Source organism: Alcaligenes sp. WGS1538 (assembly GCF_043187505.1).
In the GTDB taxonomy this organism is placed as follows: domain Bacteria; phylum Pseudomonadota; class Gammaproteobacteria; order Burkholderiales; family Burkholderiaceae_B; genus Alcaligenes.
Genome location: NZ_CP171109.1, coordinates 175792 through 200153, shown reverse-complemented (window position 1 = coordinate 200153; position 24362 = coordinate 175792). Strand labels below are relative to the sequence as shown.

The 24362-nt window shown below is 66.0% G+C and carries 22 protein-coding genes; 7 read left to right on the top strand and 15 right to left on the bottom strand.

The window, feature by feature from the left end; translation table 11 throughout:
- Positions 1-70: 70 nt before the first annotated feature.
- From ACF3ND_RS00905 to ACF3ND_RS00870, 8 genes are all read right to left on the bottom strand, one after another.
- The gene (locus ACF3ND_RS00905) at positions 71-1087 is read right to left on the bottom strand and encodes an amino acid ABC transporter substrate-binding protein (protein ID WP_394063363.1); all 1017 of its coding nucleotides are present in this window, start codon (positions 1085-1087) and stop codon (positions 71-73) included.
- A gap of 90 nt (positions 1088-1177) precedes the next feature.
- Positions 1178-2458 (bottom strand): phenylacetate--CoA ligase family protein, encoded by a 1281-nt coding sequence (locus tag ACF3ND_RS00900; protein WP_394063361.1) that lies wholly within the window; start codon positions 2456-2458, stop codon positions 1178-1180.
- Positions 2459-2489: 31 nt separating this feature from the next.
- Positions 2490-3323 carry an ABC transporter ATP-binding protein gene (locus tag ACF3ND_RS00895; protein WP_394063359.1) on the bottom strand — a complete coding sequence of 278 codons (834 nt, stop codon included), beginning with the start codon at positions 3321-3323 and terminating at the stop codon, positions 2490-2492.
- A 49-nt stretch (positions 3324-3372) separates the two neighbouring features.
- Positions 3373-4641, bottom strand: a complete 1269-nt coding sequence (locus tag ACF3ND_RS00890; protein WP_394065874.1) for an ABC transporter substrate-binding protein — start codon at positions 4639-4641, stop codon at positions 3373-3375.
- A 133-nt stretch (positions 4642-4774) separates the two neighbouring features.
- Positions 4775-5839 (bottom strand): branched-chain amino acid ABC transporter permease, encoded by a 1065-nt coding sequence (locus ACF3ND_RS00885; RefSeq protein WP_394063357.1) that lies wholly within the window; start codon positions 5837-5839, stop codon positions 4775-4777.
- A gap of 12 nt (positions 5840-5851) precedes the next feature.
- Positions 5852-6781: a branched-chain amino acid ABC transporter permease gene (locus tag ACF3ND_RS00880; RefSeq protein ID WP_394063355.1), complete on the bottom strand. Its 930-nt coding sequence runs from the start codon at positions 6779-6781 to the stop codon at positions 5852-5854.
- A gap of 12 nt (positions 6782-6793) precedes the next feature.
- Positions 6794-7594: an ABC transporter ATP-binding protein gene (locus ACF3ND_RS00875; RefSeq protein ID WP_394063353.1), complete on the bottom strand. Its 801-nt coding sequence runs from the start codon at positions 7592-7594 to the stop codon at positions 6794-6796.
- On the bottom strand, positions 7594-9561 hold the full coding sequence (locus ACF3ND_RS00870) for an AMP-dependent synthetase/ligase (RefSeq protein ID WP_394063351.1): 1968 nt from the start codon (positions 9559-9561) through the stop codon (positions 7594-7596). Before ACF3ND_RS00870 ends, ACF3ND_RS00875 begins: the two co-directional genes overlap by 1 nt.
- A gap of 175 nt (positions 9562-9736) precedes the next feature.
- Between ACF3ND_RS00870 and ACF3ND_RS00865 the strand changes: the two genes are divergently transcribed.
- On the top strand, positions 9737-10423 hold the full coding sequence (locus ACF3ND_RS00865) for a Crp/Fnr family transcriptional regulator (protein WP_394063349.1): 687 nt from the start codon (positions 9737-9739) through the stop codon (positions 10421-10423).
- Between the two features lie 16 nt (positions 10424-10439).
- Here ACF3ND_RS00865 and ACF3ND_RS00860 read toward each other — a convergent pair whose 3' ends face one another.
- Together ACF3ND_RS00860 and ACF3ND_RS00855 are read right to left on the bottom strand one after the other, a co-directional pair.
- Positions 10440-11408: a Bug family tripartite tricarboxylate transporter substrate binding protein gene (locus ACF3ND_RS00860; protein WP_394063347.1), complete on the bottom strand. Its 969-nt coding sequence runs from the start codon at positions 11406-11408 to the stop codon at positions 10440-10442.
- Between the two features lie 143 nt (positions 11409-11551).
- Entirely contained in the window at positions 11552-12256 is a 705-nt protein-coding gene (locus ACF3ND_RS00855) for a YggS family pyridoxal phosphate-dependent enzyme (protein WP_394063345.1), read from the bottom strand.
- A gap of 184 nt (positions 12257-12440) precedes the next feature.
- Between ACF3ND_RS00855 and ACF3ND_RS00850 the strand changes: the two genes are divergently transcribed.
- The 6 genes from ACF3ND_RS00850 to ACF3ND_RS00825 all read left to right on the top strand — a co-directional run bounded on the left by ACF3ND_RS00850 (position 12441) and on the right by ACF3ND_RS00825 (position 17983).
- Positions 12441-13730: a Glu/Leu/Phe/Val dehydrogenase gene (locus ACF3ND_RS00850; protein WP_394063343.1), complete on the top strand. Its 1290-nt coding sequence runs from the start codon at positions 12441-12443 to the stop codon at positions 13728-13730.
- Positions 13731-13883: 153 nt separating this feature from the next.
- Positions 13884-14663, top strand: a complete 780-nt coding sequence (locus ACF3ND_RS00845; RefSeq protein ID WP_394063341.1) for an ABC transporter ATP-binding protein — start codon at positions 13884-13886, stop codon at positions 14661-14663.
- 91 nt (positions 14664-14754) lie between these two features.
- A complete protein-coding gene (locus ACF3ND_RS00840; RefSeq protein WP_394063339.1) occupies positions 14755-15564 on the top strand; it encodes a transporter substrate-binding domain-containing protein in 810 nt (269 codons plus the stop codon).
- Positions 15565-15582: 18 nt separating this feature from the next.
- Entirely contained in the window at positions 15583-16296 is a 714-nt protein-coding gene (locus ACF3ND_RS00835; protein ID WP_394063337.1) for an ABC transporter permease, read from the top strand.
- Positions 16293-16976 carry an ABC transporter permease gene (locus tag ACF3ND_RS00830; RefSeq protein WP_394063335.1) on the top strand — a complete coding sequence of 228 codons (684 nt, stop codon included), beginning with the start codon at positions 16293-16295 and terminating at the stop codon, positions 16974-16976. Before ACF3ND_RS00835 ends, ACF3ND_RS00830 begins: the two co-directional genes overlap by 4 nt.
- Before the next feature lie 2 nt (positions 16977-16978).
- The gene (locus ACF3ND_RS00825) at positions 16979-17983 is read left to right on the top strand and encodes an asparaginase (protein WP_394063333.1); all 1005 of its coding nucleotides are present in this window, start codon (positions 16979-16981) and stop codon (positions 17981-17983) included.
- Here ACF3ND_RS00825 and ACF3ND_RS00820 read toward each other — a convergent pair.
- From ACF3ND_RS00820 to ACF3ND_RS00800, 5 genes are all read right to left on the bottom strand, one after another.
- Positions 17980-18948 (bottom strand): pseudouridine synthase, encoded by a 969-nt coding sequence (locus tag ACF3ND_RS00820; protein ID WP_394063331.1) that lies wholly within the window; start codon positions 18946-18948, stop codon positions 17980-17982. The genes ACF3ND_RS00825 and ACF3ND_RS00820 overlap by 4 nt on opposite strands.
- 104 nt (positions 18949-19052) lie before the next feature.
- Positions 19053-21707, bottom strand: coding sequence for a TRAP transporter permease (locus ACF3ND_RS00815; protein WP_394063329.1), 2655 nt, complete (start codon positions 21705-21707; stop codon positions 19053-19055).
- A gap of 170 nt (positions 21708-21877) precedes the next feature.
- Entirely contained in the window at positions 21878-22876 is a 999-nt protein-coding gene (locus tag ACF3ND_RS00810) for a TAXI family TRAP transporter solute-binding subunit (protein ID WP_394063327.1), read from the bottom strand.
- 149 nt (positions 22877-23025) lie between these two features.
- Positions 23026-23904: a MurR/RpiR family transcriptional regulator gene (locus ACF3ND_RS00805; protein ID WP_394065873.1), complete on the bottom strand. Its 879-nt coding sequence runs from the start codon at positions 23902-23904 to the stop codon at positions 23026-23028.
- 155 nt (positions 23905-24059) lie between these two features.
- Entirely contained in the window at positions 24060-24335 is a 276-nt protein-coding gene (locus tag ACF3ND_RS00800) for an acylphosphatase (protein ID WP_394063325.1), read from the bottom strand.
- Positions 24336-24362: the final 27 nt, after the last annotated feature.

Genomic DNA, 24362 nt, shown 5'->3' with positions numbered 1-24362 from the left:
AAACCGAACAAAAAAACGGCTCCCCGCAGGGAGCCGTTTGCCGTCGGCCATCAGGCTGGACGCATGCTGCTCAACGGATGGGCAGGCCGTAGATCAGGCCGCCGTTGGTCCACAGGGCGTTCAGGCCGCGCTCGATCTTCAGCGGGCTGCCCTTGCCCACGTTGCGCTCGAACGATTCGCCGTAGTTGCCGACCTGCTTGATGATGTTGTAGGCCCATTTTTCGTCCAGGCCCAGGTTCTTGCCCGCGCCGGGGGTGACGCCCAGCAGGCGCTGCACGTTGGGATTGGCGCTCTTGAGCTGTTCGTCCACATTGGCGCTGGTCACGCCCAGCTCCTCGGCATTGAAGGTGGCCTGCAGCGACCATTTCACGATGTTCAGCCAGGCGTCGTCGCCCTGGCGCACGAAGGGTCCCAGGGGCTCCTTGGAGATGATCTCGGGCAGCACCTGGTAGTCGTCGGGATTCTGCATCTTGGAGATGCGGATGGAAGCCAGGCCGGACGCATCCGTGGAAAACACGTCGCAGCGGCCCGCCACGAAGGCGTTGACCACTTCATTGAACTGCTCGATGACCACCGGCTTGTATTCGACCTTGTTGGCGCGGGCCCAGTCGGCCATGGTGTTCTCGTTGGAGGTGCCGGTCTGCATGCAGACCGTGGCGCCGTTCAGATCCTTGGCGCTGGACACGCCCAGCTTCCTGGACACCAGGAACCCCTGGCCGTCGTAGAAATTGATGCCGGCATGGATGGCGCCCACGGCCGTGTCGCGCTGCTGCGTCACCGTGGTGTTGCGCGCCAGCAGGTCGATCTCGCCGGACTGCAGCGCCGTGAAGCGCTGCTGGGAGTTCAGGGGCACGGCCTTGTACTTGCTGGCATCGCCCAGCGTGGCGGCGGCCACGGCGCGGCACACGTCGATGTCCAGGCCGGTCCAGTTGCCCTTGTCATCCGGAGCGGAAAAGCCGGCAAAACCCGTGGTCACGCCGCACAGAACATGGCCACGCTGCTTGACGGTGTCCAGGGTGGCGGCCTGGGCGGCCTGCGCGCCGGCCATCACGGCCAGGACGGCGGCGGAGTACTTCAGGAAGCGCATCGGTCTCTCCTCTTATGATGCTGGAACACATAATTTTCCTGCATATTACCGCAGCCCGATATAACCCTGTCGGCATAAATTCATTACCGTTTATTCGTAGGTACGCTGATCCTCGATGACTTTGCCGTCGCGCGGCAGCGTGTCCGGGGCCAGCAGCTCGACCTGGGCGCGCAGCTTGGTGATCTCCCGTATGGTGTCGGCCAGCGCCTGTTCCAGTCCCCGCGGCGCGCTCGCGCTCTCGGCCTGGAACACCATCTGGTCCTGGCCGGGCGCCCCGCGCACCACCAGCCGCGCCAGGCCCAGCTCCGGATGCCGGGCGCGTATCTGCTCCACCTGCGCCGGATGCACGAACATGCCGCGCACCTTGGTGGTCTGGTCGGCCCGCCCCATCCAGCCCCGGATGCGCTGATTGCTGCGTCCGCAAGGCGAAGTCCCGGGCATCAGGGCCGACAGGTCCCCGGTGCCGAAGCGCACCAGCGGATAGTCGGGATTGAAGGAAGTGATCACGACCTCGCCCACCTCGCCCGGCTCGACCGCGTGGCCGGTGCCCGGACGCACGATCTCCAGGATGAGGTCCTCGTTCAGGACCAGTCCTTCGCGCGCCGGGGTCTCGTAGGCGATCATGCCCAGATCCGCGCTGCCGTAGGCCTGGTAGCCGGCAATGCCCTGCCCGGCGAACCATTGCTGCAGCGAAGGCGGGTAGGCCTCGCCCGAGAACAGCGCCTTGCTCAGGCCGGGCAAGGCCACCTGCATGGCCTGGGCCTTCTCCAGGATGATCTTCAGGAAGCTGGGCGTGCCGGTGTAGCCGTTGGGCATCAGGTCGGCCATGGCCTGCACCTGCTGCTCGGTCTGCCCCACGCCGCCCGGAAACACCGTGCAGCCCAGGGCATGGCCCGCCGTCTCCATCATGGAGCCGGCCGGGGTGAAATGATAGGAAAAACAGTTGTAGATCAGCTCGTCGCGCCGGAACCCGGCCGCATACAGGGCGCGCGCAAAGCCCCAGTAATCGGGTCGCGCGCTTTCGGGCTCGTACATGGGGCCGGGCGAGGCGAACACCTTGCGCGCCCGCCCCCAGCCTATGCTGGAAAATCCGCCGAACACATACCGGGCATGTTCGGACGAGGGACCGCGCGAGCGGGCCTGTTCGCGCGACTTGAGCTGGGCCTGCAGCAGTTCGCTCTTGCGGATCACCGGGATGGCGGACAGGTCCTCCCGGCTGCGCATCGCCTCCACGTCCACGCCCTGCAACTGCACCGCGATGGCCGGCGCGCGCTCGCGCGCGGCCCGCAGCACCTGGGGCAGACGCGCCATCAGATGCTCCTCGCGCTGCTCGGGCGGCAAGGTCTCGCGTTCATCGTAGTACTCGCTCATATCCCCTCCAGCGGATGGACGTCGATCCACCCTAGGCCAGCCAGCGCTTGCGGCGCCGATAGAATTTGTTGTCCCGGAAGCTCTTGCGCTCGCCGTGCGAGACGCCCAGGTAGAACTCCTTCACGTCCTCGTTCTCGGCCAGCGCCTGGGACGGTCCGTCCATCATGACGCGGCCGTTTTCCAGGATGTAGCCGTAGTCCGCATATTTCAGCGCCACATTGGTGTTCTGCTCGGCCAGCAGGAAGCTGACCCGCTCGCGCTGGTTCAGGTCGCGCACGATCTCGAAGATCTCCTCCACGACCTGCGGCGCCAGCCCCATGGACGGTTCGTCCAGCAGGATCATGCCCGGATCGGCCATCAAGGCCCGGCCGATGGCGCACATCTGCTGCTCGCCCCCGGAGGTGTAGCCTGCCTGGCTCGTACGGCGCTGCTTGAGCCGGGGGAAGTACTGGTAGACCTTGTCCAGTTCGGCGCTCAGCTCGCCGCGCGACAGCGAGCGCGTATAGGCCCCGGTCAGCAGGTTCTCCTCGATGCTCAGGTGCGCGAAGCAGTGCCGCCCCTCCATGACCTGCACCACGCCGCGCTTGACCAGATCGGCGGGCGTCAGCTGCTCGATGCGCTCGCCGCGCAGCTCGATATGGCCCTTGGTGACATCGCCGCGCTCGGCGCGCAGCAGGTTGGACACGGCGCGCAAGGTGGTGGTCTTGCCGGCGCCGTTGGCCCCCAGCAGCGCCACGATATGCCCTTCCGGCACGCGCAGGGACACCCCCTTGAGCACCAGAATGACGTGGTTGTAAATCACTTCGATGCCATTGACGTCCAGCAGCACGGGCGCCTGCGTCCTCTGGCCTGCGGTTTCATTCATGATCATCCCCGCACAGGAAGCGCCCGGGGCCGCCCCCGGGCGCCTGGGTTCAACTCTCGCAGTTGCGAGGCGTGATCTTCTTCTCGGCCGCGTACTTGGCCGACATCTCCTTGACCAGCGGGTCGACGAACTTCTTGTCGGCCTGGTACCAGTCGGAGACGACCTCGAACTTGCTGCCGTTCCACTGCACGATGCGCGCCCAGTCATCCCCCATGTGGTTGCTGCACGAGGTCTTGACCGGCCGCATGATGCCTTCGAAGCCCAGCTCCTTCAGGCGCGCCTCGTCCAGGTTCAGGTTCTCGAAGCCCCAGCGCACCTGCTCGGGCGTCATGCGCTTGCCCTTGCCGAACTTCTCCTGGGCGGTGCGGATGGCCTCGACCTGCATCATGGAGATCATCATGCCGCGCGTGTGCGCCAGCGTGCCCACGTACTTGTCGCGGTTCTCCGCGCCCTTGCCCTGGGCGTGCATGGCCTTGACGGCCTCATGCACCGGGCCGTCTTCGGCGCTGTTGTGGATGGTGATGCCCTTGTAGCCCTTGGCCGCCGCGCCCAGGTCGGCCACGTCGCTCTCGGAGGCGGCCCACCAGATGCCGTAGATCTTGTCGCGCGGATAGCCCACCGCCTGGGCCTCGCGGATGGCCGTGGGCGTCATGATGCCCGCGCTCCAGAGCAGGATGAAGTCGGGCCGGTTCTTGCGCACCTGCAGCCAGGTGGACTTCTGCTCCACGCCGGGCGCGGTGACCGGATACAGCTCCAGCGTGAACCCTTCGGCCTTGGCGCGCGCCTGCAGCAGCGCGATGGGCTCCTTGCCATAGGGGGAATCGTGATAGATCAGGGCGATCTTCTGATCCTTGAGCTTGTCCTGTCCCACCTGCTTGGCGATGTCCTGGATCATGACGTCGGCCGCCGTCCAGTAGGTGCCCAGCAGCGGGAAGTTCCACTCGAACACGGCGCCGTTCACCGAATGCGACAGGCCGTAGCCCATGGTCTCGATGGGAATGCCGTCCACGAAGGCCTTGTCGGTCAGGGCGAAGGTGATGCCCGTGGACTGCGTGTCGAAGCCCGAGGCCCCGCCGCCCTTGCCCTTCATGCGCTCGTAGCACTCCACGCCGCGGTCGGTGGCGTAGGCGGTCTCGCACTCCTCGTACACCAGCTTGACGCCGTTGACCCCGCCGTCGCGCTCATTGACCAGCGCCAGGTAATCCAGCTTGCCGTCGGCCCAGGGGATGCCCAGGGGCGCGAAAGAGCCGGTGCGGTAGGTCAGCAGCGGAATGTACTGCTCTTCGGCCGCCAGGGCGGCCGTGCTCATGGTCAGCATCGCGGCGCAGGCGCTCAAGCCCAGCGCGGCGCGTTTCAGTCGTGTCGTCATCTCCTGGTCCTCCGATTAGTCCCATGTTTTGATACCCCGTCCTGACGGCGGGGCTGTTCTTGTCATGCACCACCTTCCTGCATCAATGGGGGAAAGGCCACAGGCGCAGCTTTTCCTTGCCAATACTCCAGAGCCGCGCCAGGCCGTGCGGCTCCACGATCAAAAAGAAGACGATCAGCGCGCCGAACACCATGTGCTCGATGTGCGAGGCCGTGTCCACGCCCAGCGACAGCCCGAACCAGTGCGGCACATTGGTCAGCAGCACGGGCAGCAGCACCATGAAGGCCGCGCCGAAGAAACTGCCCACGATGGAACCCAGCCCGCCGATGATCACGATGAACAGCAGCTGCAGCGAGCGGTTCAGGTCGAAGGCCAATGGCTCCCAGGAACCCAGGTGAATGTAGGCCCAAAGTGCGCCGGCCACGCCGATGAAGAAGGAGCTGACGGCAAAGGCGGTGAGCTTGGCGTACACCGGCCGTATGCCGATGACCTCGGCGGCCACGTCCATGTCGCGTATGGCCATCCATTGTCGCCCTATGGCCCCGCGCACCAGGTTCTTGGCCAGCAGCGCGAACACCACCACGAAGATCAGCACGAACAGATACTTCTGCGCCGGGGTCTGCACAGGCAGGCCGAAAGCGCTCAGGGCCGGCACCGACACGTTGCCCGAGGGCGAATAATTGGTGAAGAAGGCAATGCGCAGAAAGGCCCAGTCCACGAAGAACTGCGCGGCCAGCGTGGTGACGGCCAGGTACAGGCCGCGGATGCGCAGGCTGGGGATGCCGAAGACCACGCCCACCAGGGTGGCGAACACCCCGCCCAGCAGGATCTGCCCCACCAGCGGCACTTCGGGGATGCGCACGCCGAAGTTCCAGGCCGCGTACGCCCCCACCGCCATGAAGGCGCCCGAACCGATCGAGATCTGCCCGCAGTAGCCCACCAGGATGTTCAGGCCTATGGCGGCCAGCGACAGGATCAGGAACGGCGTCAGGATGGCCTGCAGGAAATAGTTGGACGCCAGCAGGGGCGCCAGCACGAAGGCGACGAGCAGCACGCCCAGCACCACGTAACGATCCTGGCGTATGGGGAAGATCTGCTGATCCGCCCGATAGCTGCTCTTGAACTGGCCGTTTTCGCGATAAATCATGTCGTTTCCACCTCAGACGCGATCGATAATCTTCTCGCCGAACAGGCCTTGCGGCCGGAACAGCAGGAACACCAGGGCCAGCACGTAGGCGAACCAGATCTCGATGCCGCCGCCCACGTAAGGCCCCAGGTAGACCTCGGACACTTTCTCTCCCACGCCGATGATCAGCCCGCCCACGATGGCGCCCGGAATGGAGGTCAGCCCGCCCAGGATCACCACCGGCAGGGCGCGCAGCGCCGCCGTGGACAGGGTGAACTGCACGCCGTACTTGGAGCCCCAGATCACGCCAGCCACCAGGGCCACCAGCCCGGCCACGGTCCAGACCACCACCCAGATGCGGTTGAGCGGGATGCCGATGGACTGCGCCGCCTGGTGGTCGTCGGCCACCGCGCGCAAGGCCCGGCCCACCCCGGTGTACTGGAAGAAGAACGCCAGCGCGGCCACCAGCAGGGCCGCCAGCACGGCCGAACTCAGGTCCTCCATGCTGACCAGCACGCCGCCCTCGAACAGCGACTCCAGGATGAAGATCGGATCCTTGGGCATGCCCACGTCGATGGAATAGACCGAGCTGCCGAAGAGGATCTGCCCCATGCCGTCCAGGAAATAGCTGATGCCTATGGTGGCCATGAGCAGCGTCGTGCCTTCCTGGTTGACCAGGTAGCGCAGCACCCAGCGCTCGATGAGCACGGCCAGCAGCCACATGAACAGGGCCGAGACGATGAAGGCCAGCACATTGCCCCACAGGCCCGGCTCCATGCCCAGCCATTGCGGTATCCACTGCGACAGGCGGGCCATCGCCAGCGCCGCCACCAGCACCATGGCGCCCTGGGCGAAGTTGAACACCCCGGAGGCCTTGAAGATCAGGACGAAGCCCAGGGCGACCAGGGCGTACAGCATCCCTATCATCAATCCGCCCAGCACGGTTTCCAGGAAAAATGCCATGATCGATTCCCCTCAGTGGCCGGCGCCCAGGTAGGCGCGGATGACGTCCGGATTCTGCCGCACCTCGTCGGGCGCGCCGTCGCCGATCTTCTTGCCGTAGTCCAGCACCACGACCCGGTCGGAGATGTCCATGACCACGCCCATGTCGTGCTCGATCAGCACGATGGTGGTGCCGTACTCCTCATTCACGTCCAGGATGAAGCGGCACATGTCCTGCTTTTCCTCGATGTTCATGCCCGCCATGGGCTCGTCCAGCAGCAGGATGCTGGGCTGCATGGCCAGTGCCCGGCCCAGGTCGACGCGCTTTTGCAGGCCGTAGGGCAGGCGGCCCACCGGCGTCTTGCGATAGGCCTGGATCTCCAGGAAATCGATGATGCCCTCCACGTATTCGCGGTTGCGGATTTCCTCGCGCTCGGCGCGGCCCAGCCGGAACGCCTGGGCCAGCACGCCGCTCTTCATGTGCAGGTTGCGGCCGGTCATGATGTTGTCCAGCACGCTCATGCCCTTGAACAGCGCCAGGTTCTGGAAGGTGCGGGCAATGCCCTGCTCGGCCGTATGGCGCGAATTCATGCGCGCATACACGCGGTCGCGCAGCACGATCTCGCCCTTTTGCGGCGCGTACACCCCGTTGATGACGTTCAGCATGGAGCTCTTGCCCGCGCCGTTGGGGCCGATGATGGAGCGGATCTCGTGTTCGCGTATGTCGAACGAGATGTCCGTCAGGGCCTTGACCCCGCCGAAGGCCAGGGAAATGTTCTTCAGGTCCAGCACCAACGGCCCGATGCGCCGTTCCTGCGTCTGCGCCTCATTCATCACATGCTCCTCCCGGCTGCGTCCGGCATGCGCTCGATGCGCAGGTCCGCCGCAATGCGGCCCGTGCGGCCGTCTTCGAATTTCACCTCGGTCTCCACGTACTGCTGGTCCAGACCCTTGAACAGGGCCTGCACCAGCACCTCGTACTTCTGCGCGATGAAGCCGCGCCGCACCTTGCGGGTGCGGGTCAATTCATCGTCGTCCGGATCCAGTTCCTTGTGCAGGATCAGGAACGCGCGTATGCAGGAGCCCGCCAGCTTGGGGTCGGCGGCCAGGTCCGCGTTGACCTGGGCGACGCAGTCGCGGATCAGGGCGTAGACCTCGGGCTTGGAAGCCAGGTCGGTGTAGCCCGCATAGGGCAGGTTGCGGCGTTCGGCCCAGTTGCCCACCGCCTCCAGGTCGATGTTGATGAAGGCGCAGACCTGATCCTGGCCGGCGCCGAAGGCCACGGCTTCCTTGATGAACGGGAAGAACTTGAGCTTGTTCTCGATGTACTTGGGCGCGAACAGCGAACCGTCGGCCAGCTTGCCGACGTCCTTGGCGCGGTCGATGATCTTCAGCTGGCCGTCGCCGTCCAGGTAGCCGGCGTCGCCCGTGTGGTACCAGCCGTCCTGCGTGAAGGACTCGGCGGTGGATTCCGGATTGCGGTAGTACTCCTTGAACAGGCCGGGACTGCGCACCTGGATCTCGCCATTGTCGGCCACGCGGATCTCCACGCCGCGCACGGGCGGGCCCACCGTATCGGCGCGCACCTGCCCGTCCTGCTGCACGCAGACGAACACGGAGGTCTCGGTGGAGCCGTACAACTGCTTCAGATTGATGCCGATGGAGCGGTAGAAGTCGAACAGGTCGGGTCCGATGGCCTCGCCCGCGGTATAGGCCACGCGCACCCGGCTCATGCCCAGGGCATTGCGCAAGGGGCCGTAGATCAGCACATTGCCCAGGGCGTAGCGCAGGCGGTCCCAGGCGCTCACATCGCGCGCTCCGTCCAGGATGCGCACGCCCACGCGGCGGGCCAGGTCCATGCAGCGCCGGTACAGGGCGCGCTTGATCGCGCCGGCGTCCTCCATGCGTATGGTCACCTGCGTCAGCAGGCCTTCCAGCACGCGCGGCGGGGCAAAATAGTAGGTCGGGCCGATGTCGTGCAGGTCGATGGACACGGTGCCCGGCGATTCGGGGTGGTTGACCGTGAAGCCGGTCACCAGGAACTGCGTGTAGGAGAACATGTTCTGCCCGATCCAGGCCGGCGGCAGGTAAGCCAGCACCTCTTCGCGATCGGTCAGCGACTCCATGTCCTGGATGGCCAGGGCGCGGTCGATCAGGGCGGCATGGGTCAGCACCACGCCCTTGGGCTTGCCGGTGGTGCCGGAGGTGTAGAACATGGCGGCCGTCTGGTCCGGACTCAGCGCCTGCCAGATGCGCCGCACGCTGTCGGGCGCATCGGCCAGCCCGGTGCGCCCCAGCTCCATCACGCGCTCGATGTCCTGCAACTGCGGCTGGCGATAGTTGCGCAGGCCGCGAGGATCGTCGTAGATCACGTGGCTCAGGTCCGGGCACTGGTCCCAGACTTCCAGCAGCTTGTCCACCTGCTCCTGGTCCTCGACCACCGCCACCCGGATGCCGGCGTCGCGCAGCACGTGCAGCATCTCCTGCGCCACAGCGTCCTGGTAGAGCGGCACCGGCACGGCGCCCAGCATCTGGGCGGCCATCATGGCCAGGTACAGGCGGGGCCGGTTTTCCCCGATCACGGCCACGTGCTGGCCGTCGCACACGCCCAGGCCGGCCAGGCCCGCGGCCAACTGCTCGGCCTGCTCGGCCACCTGCGTCCAGGTCCAGGTCTGCCAGATGCCCAGGTCCTTTTCGCGCATGGCGACCTTGCCGCCGCGCACCCGGGCATGATGATCTATCCACGCGGGAAAGGTGCCGGGAATGCCGGCCGCCTGCCCTTCATCCGTCCGAACAACCATGTCTCCTCCGAATTTTCCCGGCTTGTTATGGTCCAGGGGGCTGCTTATGATTGCCAGGGAAGACTTTCTCTATGTCAGTCTGCTGTTCGCATCCTGTTGTCAATCAAGGTATCGACTGCCTGTCCGCGCAACTGTCACGGACATGACATTCCACCTTTATCTAGGGTTAATCCTCATGCATGTTCTAGACGCCCTGCCCGAGCGCGCGGCCTGGTTCGGCCTGCTGGCTCCCGAGCTGCAGGAGCGCGTGCGGCGCGACACCCTGGTCACCCTGTACGAGGCCGGCGCCATCATCGAGCGCAAGGGCGAGCGCGCCACGGCCTGGCTGGGCGTGATGTCCGGCCTGATCAAGGTGTCCGTGGGCAATCCCGACGGCAAGATCGCCTCGCTGACCGGCGTGCCCGCCGGGGGCTGGATAGGCGAAGGCTCCCTGCTCAAGGACGAGGAACGCAAGTACGACGTGGTGGCCTTGCGCGCCAGCCAGGTCGCCCGGCTGCCGGCGCGCACCTTCAACGACCTGCTGGACCAGAGCATCGCTTTCAATCGCTACCTCCTGCATCAGCTCAACGAGCGCGTCGCGCAGTTCATCGGCAAGGCCGAATACGACCGTCTCTCCACTCCCGACGCCCGCGTGGCGCGCTGCCTGGCCGAGCTTTTCAACCCGCTGCTGTATCCCGGCAAGGGCCTGCGCCTGGACATCACCCAGGAGGAAATCGGCTACCTGGCCCGCGTCTCGCGCCAGCGCGCCAATCAGGCCTTGCGCCAACTGGAAAGCGAGGGCCTGCTGCTGATCGAATACGGCGCCGTCCAGGTGCTGGACCTGGACGCCCTGAAGCACTACGGGGACATCCAGACAGCCTGAGCCCGGCCCCGCGCCCCTAGTCCAGGCGGATGTCGGCGCGCCGGATCACCGCCGCCCATTCGGTGCGCTCGCGTTCGGCGAACTTGCGGAACTCGTCCGGCGACATGGGCATGGGCTCCACCCCCATGTCGCGGATGCGCCGCGACACGGCCGAGTCCTGCAAGGCCTGCATCAGGGCTTCGCTCATGCGCTGGCGCGCCTGGGCGTCCATGTCATGCGGGCCGACCATGCCCTGCCAGGCATAGGCGTGGAAATTCTTCACGCCCGCCTCGGCCATGGTGGGCACTTCGGGCAGCAGGTCGATGCGCTTGGGCGTGGCCACGGCCAGCACGCGCAGCTTGCCCGCCTTGATGTTGGACAGGGCGGCGGCCGAATCCACGAAGGACATGTCCACCTGGCGGCCCAGCAGGTCCTGGATCGCGGGCGCCGCGCCCTTGTAGGGCACGTGGACGATCTGCGTGTCGGTCAACTGCTTGAACATCTCCAGGGCCAGATGATGGGGCGAACCGCTGCCCGCCGACGAAGCGGTCAGCTTCTCAGGCTCGGCCCGGGCGGCCGCCAGCAGATCGTCCAGCGTCTTGTAGGGGGATTCCTGGGGCACCGCCAGCATCAGCGGAAAACGCGCCAGCCCGCCCACGTAGGTGAACTTGGCCGGATCGTATTGCAAGGAGCGGTACATGGACGCGTTGTAGGCCAGCGTGCCTGAATCGGCCGTACCCACCGTATAGCCGTCCGGCTTGGCGTTGGCCACGTAGGTCGCGCCGATGATGGTGGCCGCGCCCGGCTTGTTCTCCACGATCAGGCTCTGGCCCAGCGTGGTCTCAAGCTGTTTGGCCACCAGGCGGGCGATCACGTCCGAGCCGCCGCCGGCCGGATACGGCACCACCCACTGGACCGGCGACTGCGGCCAGTCCGCCGCCATGGCCGCGCCCGTCAAGCCGGCGCCCGCCAGCATCAGTCCTGCTCCGAAGATCTTCCAGCGCATGATGTCTCCTCAGTCTTTGTGCAAGGGCGCGCGCGGCGCCGCTTTTTCATGGTCGAGTCATTGCACCCCATTGGGGGGGGTGCGCCGGGACATTATGCGCCAGGGTTCGGGCGCGCGGCATTAGGAGCGATGCGGATACCGCCTCAGGCGTAATCGCGGGCGCCGAACAGGGCCGAGCCCACGCGCACCTCGGTGGAGCCTTCCTGGATGGCCAGCTCGAAGTCCCCGCTCATGCCCATGGACAGGCGCTGCACCTGTTCGTGGCCCAGTTCCTGGAGGCGGTCGCGCCACTGCCGCAACAGGCGGAAACAGGCCCGCACGGCCTGCGGATCCGGGCTGTTCACCGCCATGGTCATCAGGCCGCGCACCCGCAAGGTGTCCAGGGAGCGCAGCGCCTGCATGAAGGCCGGCAGGTCCTCGGGCGGCAGGCCGAACTTGCTTTCCTCCGGGGAAGTCTTGACCTGGATCAGCACGTCCAGGCTGCGCTGCTCGAGCCGCAGGCGCCGGTCCAGCTCCTGCGCCAGCGAGAGCCGGTCCAGGGACTGGACTTCCGCTGCCAGCCGGGCGGCGTCCTTGGCCTTGTTGGTCTGCAAATGGCCTATCATCACCCATTGCACGCCGCGGCCGGCCAGTTGCGCCTGCTTGTCGCGGATCTCCTGCAGCTTGTTCTCGCCCAGGCGGTGCAGCCCCAGGTCCAGGGCCTGGGCAAGCACGTCGGCCGGGAAGGTCTTGCTGACCGGCAGCAGAGCCACCGAACCGGGTGCGCGGCCAGACCGCCGGCAGGCCAGTTCAATACGCTCGCGCAATTGCGCCAGACGCACGCTCAAAAGATATTCGGGGGTGGACATCGAGGCACAGACAGCCAGATAAGCCGCGACCGGAGACGGCGAACACAAGACCGATCATTTCCGATAGCATACCCCTTGCAGCCGGCCCGCGTTAAGGCAGGCGGAACTTTCTTTCAACCTCTTGCACTGATTCACCCTACGTTAAACCTTCATTTTCCCGTTTTCCATCCTTATCGAGAAGCTCATGACAGACCGTCCCACTCATGCCCTGCCGTCTTATCTCAATCCCGACAACATCGGACCCTGGGGTATCTATCTCGAACAAGTGGAGCGGGTCACCCCCTACCTGGGCAAGCTGTCCAGGTGGGTGGAGACACTCAAGCGCCCCAAGCGCACCCTGATCGTGGACGTGCCCATCGAACTGGATGACGGCACCGTGGCCCACTTCGAGGGCTACCGCGTCCAGCACAACACCTCGCGCGGGCCCGGCAAGGGCGGCGTGCGCTACCACCAGGACGTCACCCTGTCCGAAGTCATGGCGCTGGCCGCCTGGATGTCCGTCAAGGCGGCGGCGGTCAACCTGCCCTTCGGCGGCGCCAAGGGCGGCATACGCATCGACCCGCGCAACTACTCGCAGGCGGAGCTGGAGCGCGTCACGCGCCGCTACACCAGCGAGATCGGGGTCATCATCGGCCCCAACAAGGACATTCCGGCCCCTGATGTGAACACCAACGCCCAGACCATGGCCTGGATGATGGACACGTATTCCATGAACATCGGCGGCACCTCCACCGGCGTGGTCACGGGCAAGCCCGTCTCGCTGGGCGGCAGCCTGGGGCGCGTGGAGGCCACCGGCCGGGGCGTGTTCACGGTGGGCTGCGAGGCCGCGCGCGACGCCGGCATAGACGTGAACGGTGCGCGCGTCATCGTGCAAGGCTTCGGCAACGTGGGCGGCACGGCCGCCCGCCTGTTCCAGGAAGCCGGCGCCAAGATACTGGCCGTACAGGACCATACCGGCACGGTCTACAACGCCAACGGCCTGGACGTGCTGGCCCTGCTCGATCACGTGGAGCAGAACAAGGGCGTGGCCGGCGCTCCCAACACCGAAGCCATCTCCGACGCGCAATTCTGGCACATCGAGACCGACCTGCTCATCCCTGCGGCCCTGGAAGGCCAGATCAACAAGGACAATGCGGAAGGCATCCGGGCGCGGATCATCATCGAGGGCGCCAACGGCCCGACCACGCCCGAGGCCGACGACATCCTCAACGACAAGGGCGTGGTCATCGTGCCCGACGTGGTGGCCAACGCCGGCGGGGTCACGGTGTCCTACTTCGAATGGGTGCAGGACTTCTCCAGCTTCTTCTGGACCGAGGACGAGATCAACGCGCGCCTGGGCCACATGATGCGCTCGGCCTACAACGCCATGGCGGCGGTGGCCAGGGAGCACAACGTCACCCTGCGCACGGCGGCCTTCATCGTGGGCTGCGCCCGCATCCTGGAGTCGCGCCAGGTGCGCGGCCTCTATCCTTGAGGCACAGTATTAAATGTCTATACTACTTTTTTAGCAAGGTGGGATAGACCCTGTACGGCCTGAAGACGGGGAAAGCGTTAAAATCGGGGTAATCACGACATGACACCCGTATGAAACGCTTTCCCCTTTCCATTCGACCGCAAGGAAGTGCCTGTGAGCCACACTGACACGAACGCGGCCGTCCAAGTACGCGACATCCACAAGCGCTTCGGCAGCAACGAGGTTCTCAAGGGCATTTCGCTCAGCGCTCATAAAGGCGACGTGCTGTCCATCATCGGTGCGTCCGGCTCAGGCAAAAGCACGCTGCTGCGCTGCGTCAACCACCTGGTCGTACCCGACCAGGGCGAAGTCCAGATCGGCGCCGACATCCTGCGCAGCCATCGCAACCGCAAGGGGATCTGCGTCAGCGACGATCCCCGCCTGCTGGAACAGGTGCGCGCCCGGCTGGGCATGGTCTTCCAGAATTTCAATCTGTGGTCGCACCGCACGGTGCTGCAGAACGTCACCGAAGGGCCTGTCCACGTCAAGCGCCGCCCCGCCCACGAAGCCGCCGACTACGCGCGCGAGCTGCTGGCCAAGGTAGGCCTGAGCAACAAGTGCGACGCCTATCCCGCCGAGCTCTCCGGCGGCCAGCAGCAGCGCGTGGCCATCGCCCGCGCCCTGGCCATGGACCCGGACGTGCTGCTGTTCGACGAACCCACCTCCGCCCTGGACCCCGAGATGGTCGGCGAGGTGCTGCGCGTCATCCGCCAGCTGGCCGAGGAAGGCCGCACCATGATCCTGGTCACCCACGAGATGAACTTCGCCCGCGAAGTCTCCAGCCAGACCGTCTTCATGCACAACGGCCTGGTCGAGGAATCCGGCCAGCCTCGGCAATTGTTCGATGCGCCCTGTTCGGAGCGCCTGCGTCAATTTTTGCAGCCCATGCAGTAAGATCACTGCTTCCTCAACACGACACCGGCTGGAACGGCGCCCCGGACACACGCGGCCCGCCGCCAGCCCATCTACAAAGGAGAGCCAGACCATGAAATTCATCAGCAAGACCCTGATCTGCGCCAGCCTGGCCCTGCTAGGCAGCCAGGCGGCCGTGGCCGACACCCTGAAGATCGGCACCGAAGGCGGCTACCCGCCATGGAGCATGGTGGACGCCGCCGGCAAGGTCACGGGCTTTGACGCCGATGTCGGCCAGGCCCTGTGCAAGCAGCTGGGCGCCGACTGCAAATTCGTGGTCCAGGCCTTCGACAGCCTGATCCCCTCGCTGGACGCCAAGCGTTTCGACCTGATCATCTCGGGCATGTCCTACACGCCCGAGCGCGCCAAGCGCATCAGCTTCAGCATCCCCTACGCCGTGGAAGACGCGATCTTCGTGCTGCCCAAGAAAAGCGAACTGGTCAACGCCGACAAGGAACAGACCATTTTCGACGGCCTGGCCGGCAAGACCATCGGCGTGCAGGGCGGCACCACGCACGGCGCCTACCTGAGCAAGATGGCCCCCAAGACCACGGTCAAGAACTACGACACGCTGGACCAGATGCAGATCGACCTGGACGCCGGCCGCCTGGACGGCACCTTCGCCGACCTGACCTCGCAGTCCAAGTTCCTGCACAAGGTGGGCGAGGAGAACTTCGCGCTGTCCAAGCTGGTGATCAAGGGCTCGTCCGACCCTGAAACGCTGGGCTACGGCATCGCCGTGGGCATTCACAAGGACAACGCCGAACTCAAGGCCAAGGTGGACGCCGCCCTGTGCAAGCTGATCGAAGACGGCACCATCAAGTCCTCCAGCGAGAAGTGGTTCGACATCGACATCTCCAACTACGAGATCTGCAAGAAATAAACCGAGAAGCACCACTTGATGCTAGACACCATTTTCAACGTGCTGCGCGAGGGCTGGGGCTGGATGTTCCTGCGCGGCGTGATGATGACGCTGGTCATATCCATTCTGGGCATGGCGCTGGGCGTGGTCATCGGCATAACGGGAGCCAGCATCAAGACCTCCGGCCCGCGCTGGCTGCGCGGGCTGGTCAGCCTGTACACCACAGTGGTGCGCAGCATCCCCGAGCTGCTCATCATTTACCTGCTGTTCTTCGGATCGGTCCAGGCCATGTCGGACCTGGCCGACCTGATGCGCTGGGAAGACGCCATGACGCGCTGGTTCCCGGCGTTGGTCGGCGTGCTGGCCATAGGCCTGATCGCCGGCTCCTATAGCGTGGAAGTCTTTCGCGGCGCCCTGCAGGCCATCCCCGAGGGCCAGATCGAAGCCGCCAAGGCCATCGGCATGCCGGCCTGGATGCGCCTGAAGCGCATCATCCTGCCCCAGATGTTCTGGTACGCCCTGCCCGGCGCCAACAACGTCTGGCAGACCGCCTTGAAGGACACCGCCCTGATCTCCCTGGTGGGACTGGTGGAGATCATGCGCGCGGCCACCCTGGGCGCGGCCAGCACCCGCGAACCCATGGCCATGTACCTGATCGCCGGGGTGCTGTATTTCCTGATCGGCGCGCTCAGCCAGGCGCTGTTCGTGCTGGCCGAACGCTACACCGGCAAAGGCATGAGGGCCCGGGCATGATAGACCTGGACCTGTTCACCACCACGCTGCAGACCCTGTTCAAGGGTTTTGGCCTGAGCGTCTACATCGGCCTGTGGGGCATCGTGCTGTCGCTGGCCGTGGGCCTGTCGCTGGCGCTGATGCGCCAATCGGGCAATCGCGCCCTGCAGGGCTTCGCCTTCGGCTACAGCACCCTTTTTCGCGGCACTCCCCTGCTGGTGCAGCTCTTTCTGCTGTATTACGGCGTGGGCACCCTGCCTTTCGTGCGCCATTCTCCCGCCCTGTGGTGGCTGTTCAGCGACGGCATGCGCTGCGCCATCCTGGCCATAGGCCTGAACAGCGGCGCCTACGTGGGCGAAGTATTCCGGGGCGGCTTCCAGGCCATCCCCACCGGCCAGATCGAAGCCGCCAAGGCCATCGGCATGTCGGCCTGGACGCGCTTTCGCCGCGTGGCCTTTCCGCTGGCCATACGCCAGGCCCTGCCCGCCTACAGCAACGAGATCGTGCTGGCCATCAAGGGCACCAGCCTGGCTTCCACCATCGCGGTGATGGACCTGACCGGCCACGCCAAGCGGCTGATGAACCAGAACTACGCCATCATTGAAACCTTCGTGATCGCGGGCCTGCTGTACCTGCTGATCAACTTCACCCTGCTGTCCGGCGTCCACCTGGTGGAACGCTGGCTGAAAGTACGCCGCTGACCATGACCGCCAAGCCCAGCGCGTCCCGTCCAAGACTGGCCCTGGTGGGCACGGGCGGCACCATCGCCGCCACCACGCAGTCCAGCACGGGCCTGACCGACTACGACATCACCGAAGGCGTGCACGCCCTGCTGCATGCCGTGCCCGAGATACAGGACCTGGCCGAGCTGGAATGCCATCAGATCTTCAATGTGGACAGCCGCGCCATGAGTTCGCTCATGTTGCTGGAGCTGTCCCGGAAACTCAATGAATTGCTGGCCCGCCCGGACCTGGACGGCGTGGTGCTGACCCACGGCACGGACACGCTGGAGGAAAGCGCCTTCTTCCTGCACCTGACGCTCAAGACCCGCAAGCCCGTGGTCCTGACCGCGGCCATGCGTCCGGCTTCGGCGCTGAGCGCGGACGGTCCGCTGAACCTGCACAACGCCGTGCTCGCGGCCTGCGCTCCCCAGGCGCAGGGCCAGGGCGTGCTGGTGCTGCTGAACGACCAGATCCACAGCGCCCGCTTCCTGAGCAAGCAGCACACCACCCAGACCAGCGCCTTCGGCTCGCCCGACGCCGGCCCCCTGGGCCTGGTCGCCGCCGGCCAGGCGCGCTTTGCCATGCGCTGCCTGCTGCCGCACACGCTGGACAGCCGCTTCGACGTACGCGGGCTGGCCGCGCTGCCCAGGGTGCAGGTCTTCTATGATCATCCGGACACGCTGGCCGAGCTGTACCGCAGCGCCGCCCAGAACGGCGTGCGCGGCATCGTGGTGGCGGCCACCGGCAACGGCAGCCTGACGCCCGGCGCCCTGGAAGGGGTCAGCCGCGCGCACCGCCTGGGCGTGGCCTGCGTGCGGGCCTCGCGCATCCATGCCGGCCCGGTTACCGACAGCGCCTACGACCAGGACCACCACACCATCGCCGCCCACTGGCTGCCTGCCCAGAAAGCGCGCATCCTGCTGATGCTGGGCCTGGCCGCGCAACTCGACGAAACCGAACTGCAGTACGTCTTCCAGACCTACTAGTTCCGATCGGCCCCGGCGGCAGGAAGAGCCGGCGCCATTTCGTCCCGGTCCAGGCGGCGTCGGCTGCTGAAGCAGCGCTCCTGCCCGCTGACCGGATCGATGAAGGCGATATGCCGCGCCAGCAATTGCAGAGGCTGATCGAAGTCGTCGGCCTCGCGCGGCGGCAGCAATTCGGGATAGAACACATCATTCAGGATGGGCGCGTCCAGGCTGCTCATGTGCAGGCGCAACTGATGCTTGCGCCCGCTGTGGGGCCGCAGCCGGTACAAGGCCAGGCGGCGGCCCTGTTCGTCGACCCAGTCGCGCTCGCGCACGATGTGCGTGAGGCTGTTGGGTTCGCCCTCCGCCTCGCGCATCACGAACAGGCCGGGCACTTCCTCCATGCGGCTGGCGTAGGTGCGGCCATCGGCCGGCAGATCCAGAAAAGGCGCGACGGCTTCATATTCCTTGTCCACGCGGCCCTGCTGGAACAGGGACTGGTAGGCGCCGCGCAAGGCCGGGTCGCGGCAGAACAGCAGAATGCCGGCCGTCTCCCTGTCCAGGCGGTGCAAGGGAGAGATGCCGTCCTCGCCGAAATGGCGGCGCACCCGCGTGAGCGCCGTCTCCAGCAGATAGCGTCCGCCTGGCGTGGTCGCCAGGAAATGCGGCTTGTCCACGGCGATCAGGCGCTCGTCGGCATGCAGGATGGGCATCTCGAAAGGCACGGGGCGCTCGTCCTCCACCATGCGGAAGTACCAGAGCCAGCGGTCGGGCTGATAATGCGAGCCGGACTGCTGCACGCGGCCTTCGCCGTCCAGAATGTCGCCGCGCGCCAGGCGCTCGCGCAGCAGCGCGGGGCTGACGTGGGGAAAGCGTTCCAGCAGGAAGTCATCCAGCGTGCGCCAGGGACCGCGCGGGCACCAGACCTTGCTGGGCGTCACGCCGTCGCGCGCCGGCACGGGCGGCCGGGCTTTGTTCACATTCATGTTTGGTCAAAACAAAGAAACGGCCCGCCGCGCTGGCGGGCCGGAGAATCCGTGCCGGATAGTTTACTACCGCAGCGGGCCCGAAGGCGGGCTGCGGCGCTCTATCACGCCGGGACGGCGGCCCGGTCCGCCGGGGCGCGACGCATGCGCACGCCCTGGCGCACCCACAGCCAGGCCAGGATCAGGAAGGCCGGGATGAAGACCCAGAACTCGGACGGCCGGTCCGGATTCGGCACCTTGACCTGCTGGATGTCCCAGCCCTGCTCCCATCCCGCGCGGCGCGCCGGGCTGCCGAAGGACACCGAGGCGATCTGGGCCGTGTCGCCGAAGGCCATGACCGTCAGGCCGGCCATGGACAGGCGCTTGGTGGCCGCCGCCAGGCCGGTGGCCGTGTCGCCTTCAGGCAGGCCGGGCACCGCCACGGCCACCGTCTTCTGCAGCTCCTCGCCTTCCAGGTTCATGCCGGCCAGTTGCACCACCAGGTTGGCGCCGGGCGGCAGTTGCTCGACGACCTGCATCAGCTCCGCGGGCGGTCGGTTCTGATATTTGCCCGCCATGTGATCCATGAACCAGTCGGGACGAAACAGCATGAATGTGGCCACCAACAGCAGCACGACTTCCGGCCAGGTGGCGCGAGTGCGGAACCAGCGCATGGTGGCCGCCGCGAACGCCATGGAAGCCACCGTGGCGCCCACCACCACCAGGATCAGCTCCCAGGTGCTGTGTATGCCGATCAGCAGCAGCATGGGGTTGAAGATGAACATGAAGGGCAGTACGGCCGTGCGCATGGCATAGGTCACGCCCTGGATGCCGGTCTTGATGGGGTCCTCGCCCGAGATGGCGGCCGCCGCGAAGGTGGCCAGGCCGACCGGCGGAGTGATGTCCGCCATGATGCCGTAATAGAACACGAACATGTGCACCGCGATCAGCGGGATCACCATGCCGCTTTGCGCACCCAGTTCCACCACCACGGGGGCCATCAGCGTGGCCATCAGGATGTAGTTGGCCGTGGTGGGCATGCCCAGCCCCAGCACCAGGCAGACCGCCGCCGTGAAGAACAGCATGGCCAGCACATTGCCCATGGAGACCAGTTCAACAAAGGCTGTCATGCGCAGGCCCAGGCCCGTCAGCGTGATGGCCCCCACGATCAGGCCGGCCGTGCCGCAGGCGATGCCTATGCCCACCATGTTGCGCGCGCCTTCCTGCAGGCCGACCACGGCTTCACGCAAACCCTTGCGGGCCGGCTCGGCCACGGACTGCTTGCGGAACCAGGCGATCAGCGGCCGCTGGGTGACCATCTGGAAAAGCATGGCCATCACCGCCCAGAAGGCGGACAAGCCGGCGGACATGACTTCCACCGTCAGGCACCAGACCAGGATGCCGATCGGGATCAGGAAATACAGGCCGGCCCGCACGGTGGGCCAGGGCTCGGGGCGCACCGGATTGGTCACGTTGATGTCGGTGGGCAGGTCGTCGTGGCGCGCCGCCACGCCCAGCAGGAACACGTACAGCACCAGCAGCAGGAACAGCAGGACCCAGATCGCCGCCTCGCCGGCCACCGCCTGCACGCCCACGCCTATCCAGTACACCAGGCCCATCACGATGAGCGTGCCGGCGATGCCCATGCCCCAGCCGGCCAGTTTCTGGCCCATGGTCCTGGTCGCGCCCGAACCCATCATGGGCTTGATGCCCAGCTTGAGCGCCTCCAGGTGCACGATGTAGAACAGGGCGATGTAGGAAATCACGGCCGGCAGCAAGGCGTGGCGGATGATGTCGGTGTAGGGAATGCCGACGTACTCGATCATCAGGAAGGCCGCCGCGCCCATCACCGGCGGCATGATCTGGCCGTTCACCGACGAGGCGGTTTCGATGGCGCCGGCGCGGATGCCGCCGTAACCCGCCTTTTTCATCAGCGGAATGGTGAAGATGCCGCCCGTGACCACGTTGGCCACCGACGAGGCCGACACGATGCCGTTCACCGCCGAGGACACCACGGCCACCTTGGCCGGTCCGCCGCGCAGGTGGCCCAGCAGGGCGAAGGACACCTGCATCATGTAATTGCCCGCGCCGCAGCGGTCCAGCAAAGAGCCCAGCAGCACGAAGATGAAGATGTAGGACACCGACACGCCCAGGGCCACGCCGTAGACGCCTTCGGTGGTCAGCCACATGTGCGAGACCAGGCGCTCCAGGGAAGCGCCGCGATGCGAGAGCGCATCGGGCAGCCAGGGGCCCAGGAAGATATAGGCGATGAAGATCACCGCGAGCACGGCCATGGGCGCGCCCAGCGAGCGGCGCGTGGCTTCCAGCAGCAGCACCAGGCCGGCGCTGGCCACCACCACGTCCATGGTAGTGGGAATGCCCGGCCGCATGGCCAGTTCCTTGTAGAAGAAGAACAGGTAGGAGCCGCAGAAGGCCGCGACCAGCGCCAGCAGCCAGTCGTGCGCCGGGATGCGGTCGCGGGCGGATTTCTTGCGCGCCGGATAAGCCAGGTAGGCCAGGAACATGGCGATGCCCAGGTGCAGGGCGCGCGCCTCGGTGTCATTGAAGATGCCCAGGTTCAGGGCGAAGGGTATGGGCGAGGCATACCAGAGCTGGAACAGGGACCAGCCCACGGCGGTCAGGAACAGGATCATGCCGGCGACGCCGGCCACGGAGCGGCCGCCCCGGTCCACATCGGCGACCAGCTGTTCCAGCTCGGCCGTCTCGTTCTGCGTCAGGGCCAGGTCGGGCCCTGCTTCTTGGTGTTCTTGTCGTGTCATCGCTTCGTCTCCAGGAAAGCCTGGCTCTTGATCCGGTCGGGCCGGACCGGCGCCCGCGGGCGCCCGATCAGGAAGACCGTCCGAAGGGACGGTCCTGGTTCAGGCAGGCCGCCGCAGCGGCCCGGCACGCCTGCCCCGACCGGCCTGAACCGGTCGGCGGCAACGCGGATTTACAGCAGCCCTTTTTCCTTGAAGTACTTCTCCGCGCCGGGATGCAGCGGAGCCGACAAGCCGTTCTTGACCATGTCTTCCTTCTTCAGATTGGCAAACGCCGGATGCAGACGCTTGAAGTCGTCGAAGTTGTCGAACACGGCCTTGACCACGGTGTAGACCGCTTCGTCCGGCACGTCTTCCGAGGTGACGAAGGTGGCCAGCACGCCGTAGGTCTGGGTATCGTCGGGATTGTTGGGGTACAGGCCGCCGGGGATGGTGGCCTTGGCGTAGTAGGGGTAGGTTTCCACCAGCTTGTCCACCGCCGCGCCGGTCAGCGGCACGAGCTTGGCGCCGCAGGACGTGGTGGGATCCTGGATGTTGGCCGAGGGGTGGCCCACGCCGTAGATGAAGCCGTCGATCTTGCCGTCGCACAGAGCCGGGCCGTGCTCGTCGGGGCGCAGCTCGGAAGCCAGCGAGAAGAAGCTGTTGTCCAGGCCCATGGCCTGCAGCAACTGGTCCATGGAGGCGCGGGTGCCCGAGCCGGGATTGCCCACATTGAAGCGCTTGCCCTTGAAGTCCTCGAACTTCTGGATATTGGCTTCCTTGCGCGACAGAACCGTGAAGGGCTCGGGGTGGATGGAGAAAACCGAACGAAGCTTCTTGAAGGCGCCCGCATCCTTGAACTGGCCTTCGCCGTTGTAGGCGTTGTAGCCCACGTCCGACTGCACCACGCCCAGGTCCAGCTCCTTGGCCTTGATGGTGTTCACATTGAACACCGAGCCGCCCGTGGATTCGACCGAGCAGCGCACGCCGTGATCGGAGCGGTCCTTGTTCACCAGCCGGCAGATGGCGCCGCCGGCCGCGTAGTACACGCCGGTCACTCCGCCCGTGCCGATGCTCACGAACTTCTGCTGCGCGCTGGCCGGCAGCGGGCTGGCCAGCATGGCGCACATGGCCGCGGCGGCGGTCAGCGCCAAGGACGTTTTCTTGCCTGTTTTTTTGAATACGTGACGCATCACTCTCTCTCCCTTTGGGGATGTCCCCGGTTTAATGGCCGGCACTCGGGCCGGTTTTCACTGTCTGGCGCCCGTCCTCTTGTGAAGGCGGGCCGCCGGAATGTCGCGTTCGGACCCCCAGGCGGGGTCCATGCAGAAGGCCGGCGCGCTCAAGCGCTGCCTGCCTCCCGCCAGTAGATCTGCTGGGCCTGGAGCATGGATTCCATGCGCGTCAGGCGCTGCACCACGGCATCGCCGCCCATGGCGGCGATGCGGGCCAGCAAATGCTCGGCCAAGGCTACCGGGCCGACCATGGAATGAAAAAAACTCGCGGGCTGGCGTTCGCCGGGCACCGCCTCGAACAGCAGCACGTGCCGCGCCCCCTGCGCGATCGGGGACAGCGCGCTGTCGGTCAGCGCCACCACCGTCACGCCGCGCTCCCGGGCCTGGCGCATGCTCTGCACCGCCGCGCGCACATAGGGCGCCTGGCTGATCACCACCAGCACGGACTGCCTGCCCAGGGCGCCCTCCAGTTCCAGGATGACGTCGGCCGAACGGTTGAGCAGCACGCCGCTGCCGCGCATGAGCTGGTAGGCGTAATGCATCTGGAACGCACAGCCGAAGCTCGACCCCATTCCCAGAAACCCCACCTTGCGCGACTCCAGCAGGCATTGTGCCGCCGCGTCCAGCGCCGGCACCGGATTGAGCCGCAGCACCGACTCCAGGGCGGACTCCTGCTGATGGCGCAAGGCCAGGGTCTGGCGCGGATTCTCCCGCCCGCCCTGCAGGCCGCGCGCCCGGCTGGCCATGCTGCCCGTGCCGTTGTGCAAGGCCTGCTGGAACGGCGCCCGGAAGCTGTCGTAGCTGTCGTAGCCCGCGGCCCGCGCCAGGCGCAGCATGGTCGCCGGCGCCAGGGACAGGGCTTGCGCCTGCTTGCGCATCGACCACAGGCCGACTTCAACCGGATGCTGCTCCACCCAATGGGCGGCGCGGCGCAGTTCGGGAGTCAGCTCGGGCAAGGCGCGCTGCAGCCGGGCCAGGGGTTCCATTGCGTCCACCACAGGTCTCCTGGAACAGGATAAAACGCATGTTAACCTGAACAAGGACTGAAAAAACAAATGTTTTCTCAGGGTTTGCCCGCAGATAAACGCAGCAAAATCAATGCTTAATATTTAAAATATCCAGCCAAGATCCGGGGAAGCGGTCAGCGGATCTGGAAGCTCCCGTATTGCTTGTCCGAATAAGACCGCTGCAGATCCACCTGTTCCACCACGGCCAGATCGGGCCCGCGGTGCAGCCAACTGACCATACGGTCCAGCCGGTCAGGGTCGCCCTGCAGCACCAGCTCCACGGAGCCGTCCGCCGCGTTGCTGACCCAGCCGTTCACCCCATACAGATGCGCATGCCGCACGGCGGCCGCCCTGAAGCCCACGCCCTGCACCTTGCCCCTGACCCGAACGTCCAATGTTTCCTGACTCACGATGTCTTGCTCCTGCAATTTGATTCC

What these genes read in the sequence shown, in the direction of transcription:
- ACF3ND_RS00905 (WP_394063363.1), bottom strand. Translation starts at nt 1,087, where the DNA reads ATGCGCTTCCTGAAGTACTCCGCCGCCGTCCTGGCCGTGATGGCCGGC.
- ACF3ND_RS00900 (WP_394063361.1), bottom strand. Translation starts at nt 2,458, where the DNA reads ATGAGCGAGTACTACGATGAACGCGAGACCTTGCCGCCCGAGCAGCGC.
- ACF3ND_RS00895 (WP_394063359.1), bottom strand. Translation starts at nt 3,323, where the DNA reads ATGAATGAAACCGCAGGCCAGAGGACGCAGGCGCCCGTGCTGCTGGAC.
- ACF3ND_RS00890 (WP_394065874.1), bottom strand. Translation starts at nt 4,641, where the DNA reads ATGCTGACCATGAGCACGGCCGCCCTGGCGGCCGAAGAGCAGTACATT.
- ACF3ND_RS00885 (WP_394063357.1), bottom strand. Translation starts at nt 5,839, where the DNA reads ATGATTTATCGCGAAAACGGCCAGTTCAAGAGCAGCTATCGGGCGGAT.
- ACF3ND_RS00880 (WP_394063355.1), bottom strand. Translation starts at nt 6,781, where the DNA reads ATGGCATTTTTCCTGGAAACCGTGCTGGGCGGATTGATGATAGGGATG.
- ACF3ND_RS00875 (WP_394063353.1), bottom strand. Translation starts at nt 7,594, where the DNA reads ATGAATGAGGCGCAGACGCAGGAACGGCGCATCGGGCCGTTGGTGCTG.
- ACF3ND_RS00870 (WP_394063351.1), bottom strand. Translation starts at nt 9,561, where the DNA reads ATGGTTGTTCGGACGGATGAAGGGCAGGCGGCCGGCATTCCCGGCACC.
- ACF3ND_RS00865 (WP_394063349.1), top strand. Translation starts at nt 9,737, where the DNA reads ATGCATGTTCTAGACGCCCTGCCCGAGCGCGCGGCCTGGTTCGGCCTG.
- ACF3ND_RS00860 (WP_394063347.1), bottom strand. Translation starts at nt 11,408, where the DNA reads ATGCGCTGGAAGATCTTCGGAGCAGGACTGATGCTGGCGGGCGCCGGC.
- ACF3ND_RS00855 (WP_394063345.1), bottom strand. Translation starts at nt 12,256, where the DNA reads ATGTCCACCCCCGAATATCTTTTGAGCGTGCGTCTGGCGCAATTGCGC.
- ACF3ND_RS00850 (WP_394063343.1), top strand. Translation starts at nt 12,441, where the DNA reads ATGACAGACCGTCCCACTCATGCCCTGCCGTCTTATCTCAATCCCGAC.
- ACF3ND_RS00840 (WP_394063339.1), top strand. Translation starts at nt 14,755, where the DNA reads ATGAAATTCATCAGCAAGACCCTGATCTGCGCCAGCCTGGCCCTGCTA.
- ACF3ND_RS00835 (WP_394063337.1), top strand. Translation starts at nt 15,583, where the DNA reads ATGCTAGACACCATTTTCAACGTGCTGCGCGAGGGCTGGGGCTGGATG.
- ACF3ND_RS00830 (WP_394063335.1), top strand. Translation starts at nt 16,293, where the DNA reads ATGATAGACCTGGACCTGTTCACCACCACGCTGCAGACCCTGTTCAAG.
- ACF3ND_RS00825 (WP_394063333.1), top strand. Translation starts at nt 16,979, where the DNA reads ATGACCGCCAAGCCCAGCGCGTCCCGTCCAAGACTGGCCCTGGTGGGC.
- ACF3ND_RS00820 (WP_394063331.1), bottom strand. Translation starts at nt 18,948, where the DNA reads ATGAATGTGAACAAAGCCCGGCCGCCCGTGCCGGCGCGCGACGGCGTG.
- ACF3ND_RS00815 (WP_394063329.1), bottom strand. Translation starts at nt 21,707, where the DNA reads ATGACACGACAAGAACACCAAGAAGCAGGGCCCGACCTGGCCCTGACG.
- ACF3ND_RS00810 (WP_394063327.1), bottom strand. Translation starts at nt 22,876, where the DNA reads ATGCGTCACGTATTCAAAAAAACAGGCAAGAAAACGTCCTTGGCGCTG.
- ACF3ND_RS00805 (WP_394065873.1), bottom strand. Translation starts at nt 23,904, where the DNA reads ATGGAACCCCTGGCCCGGCTGCAGCGCGCCTTGCCCGAGCTGACTCCC.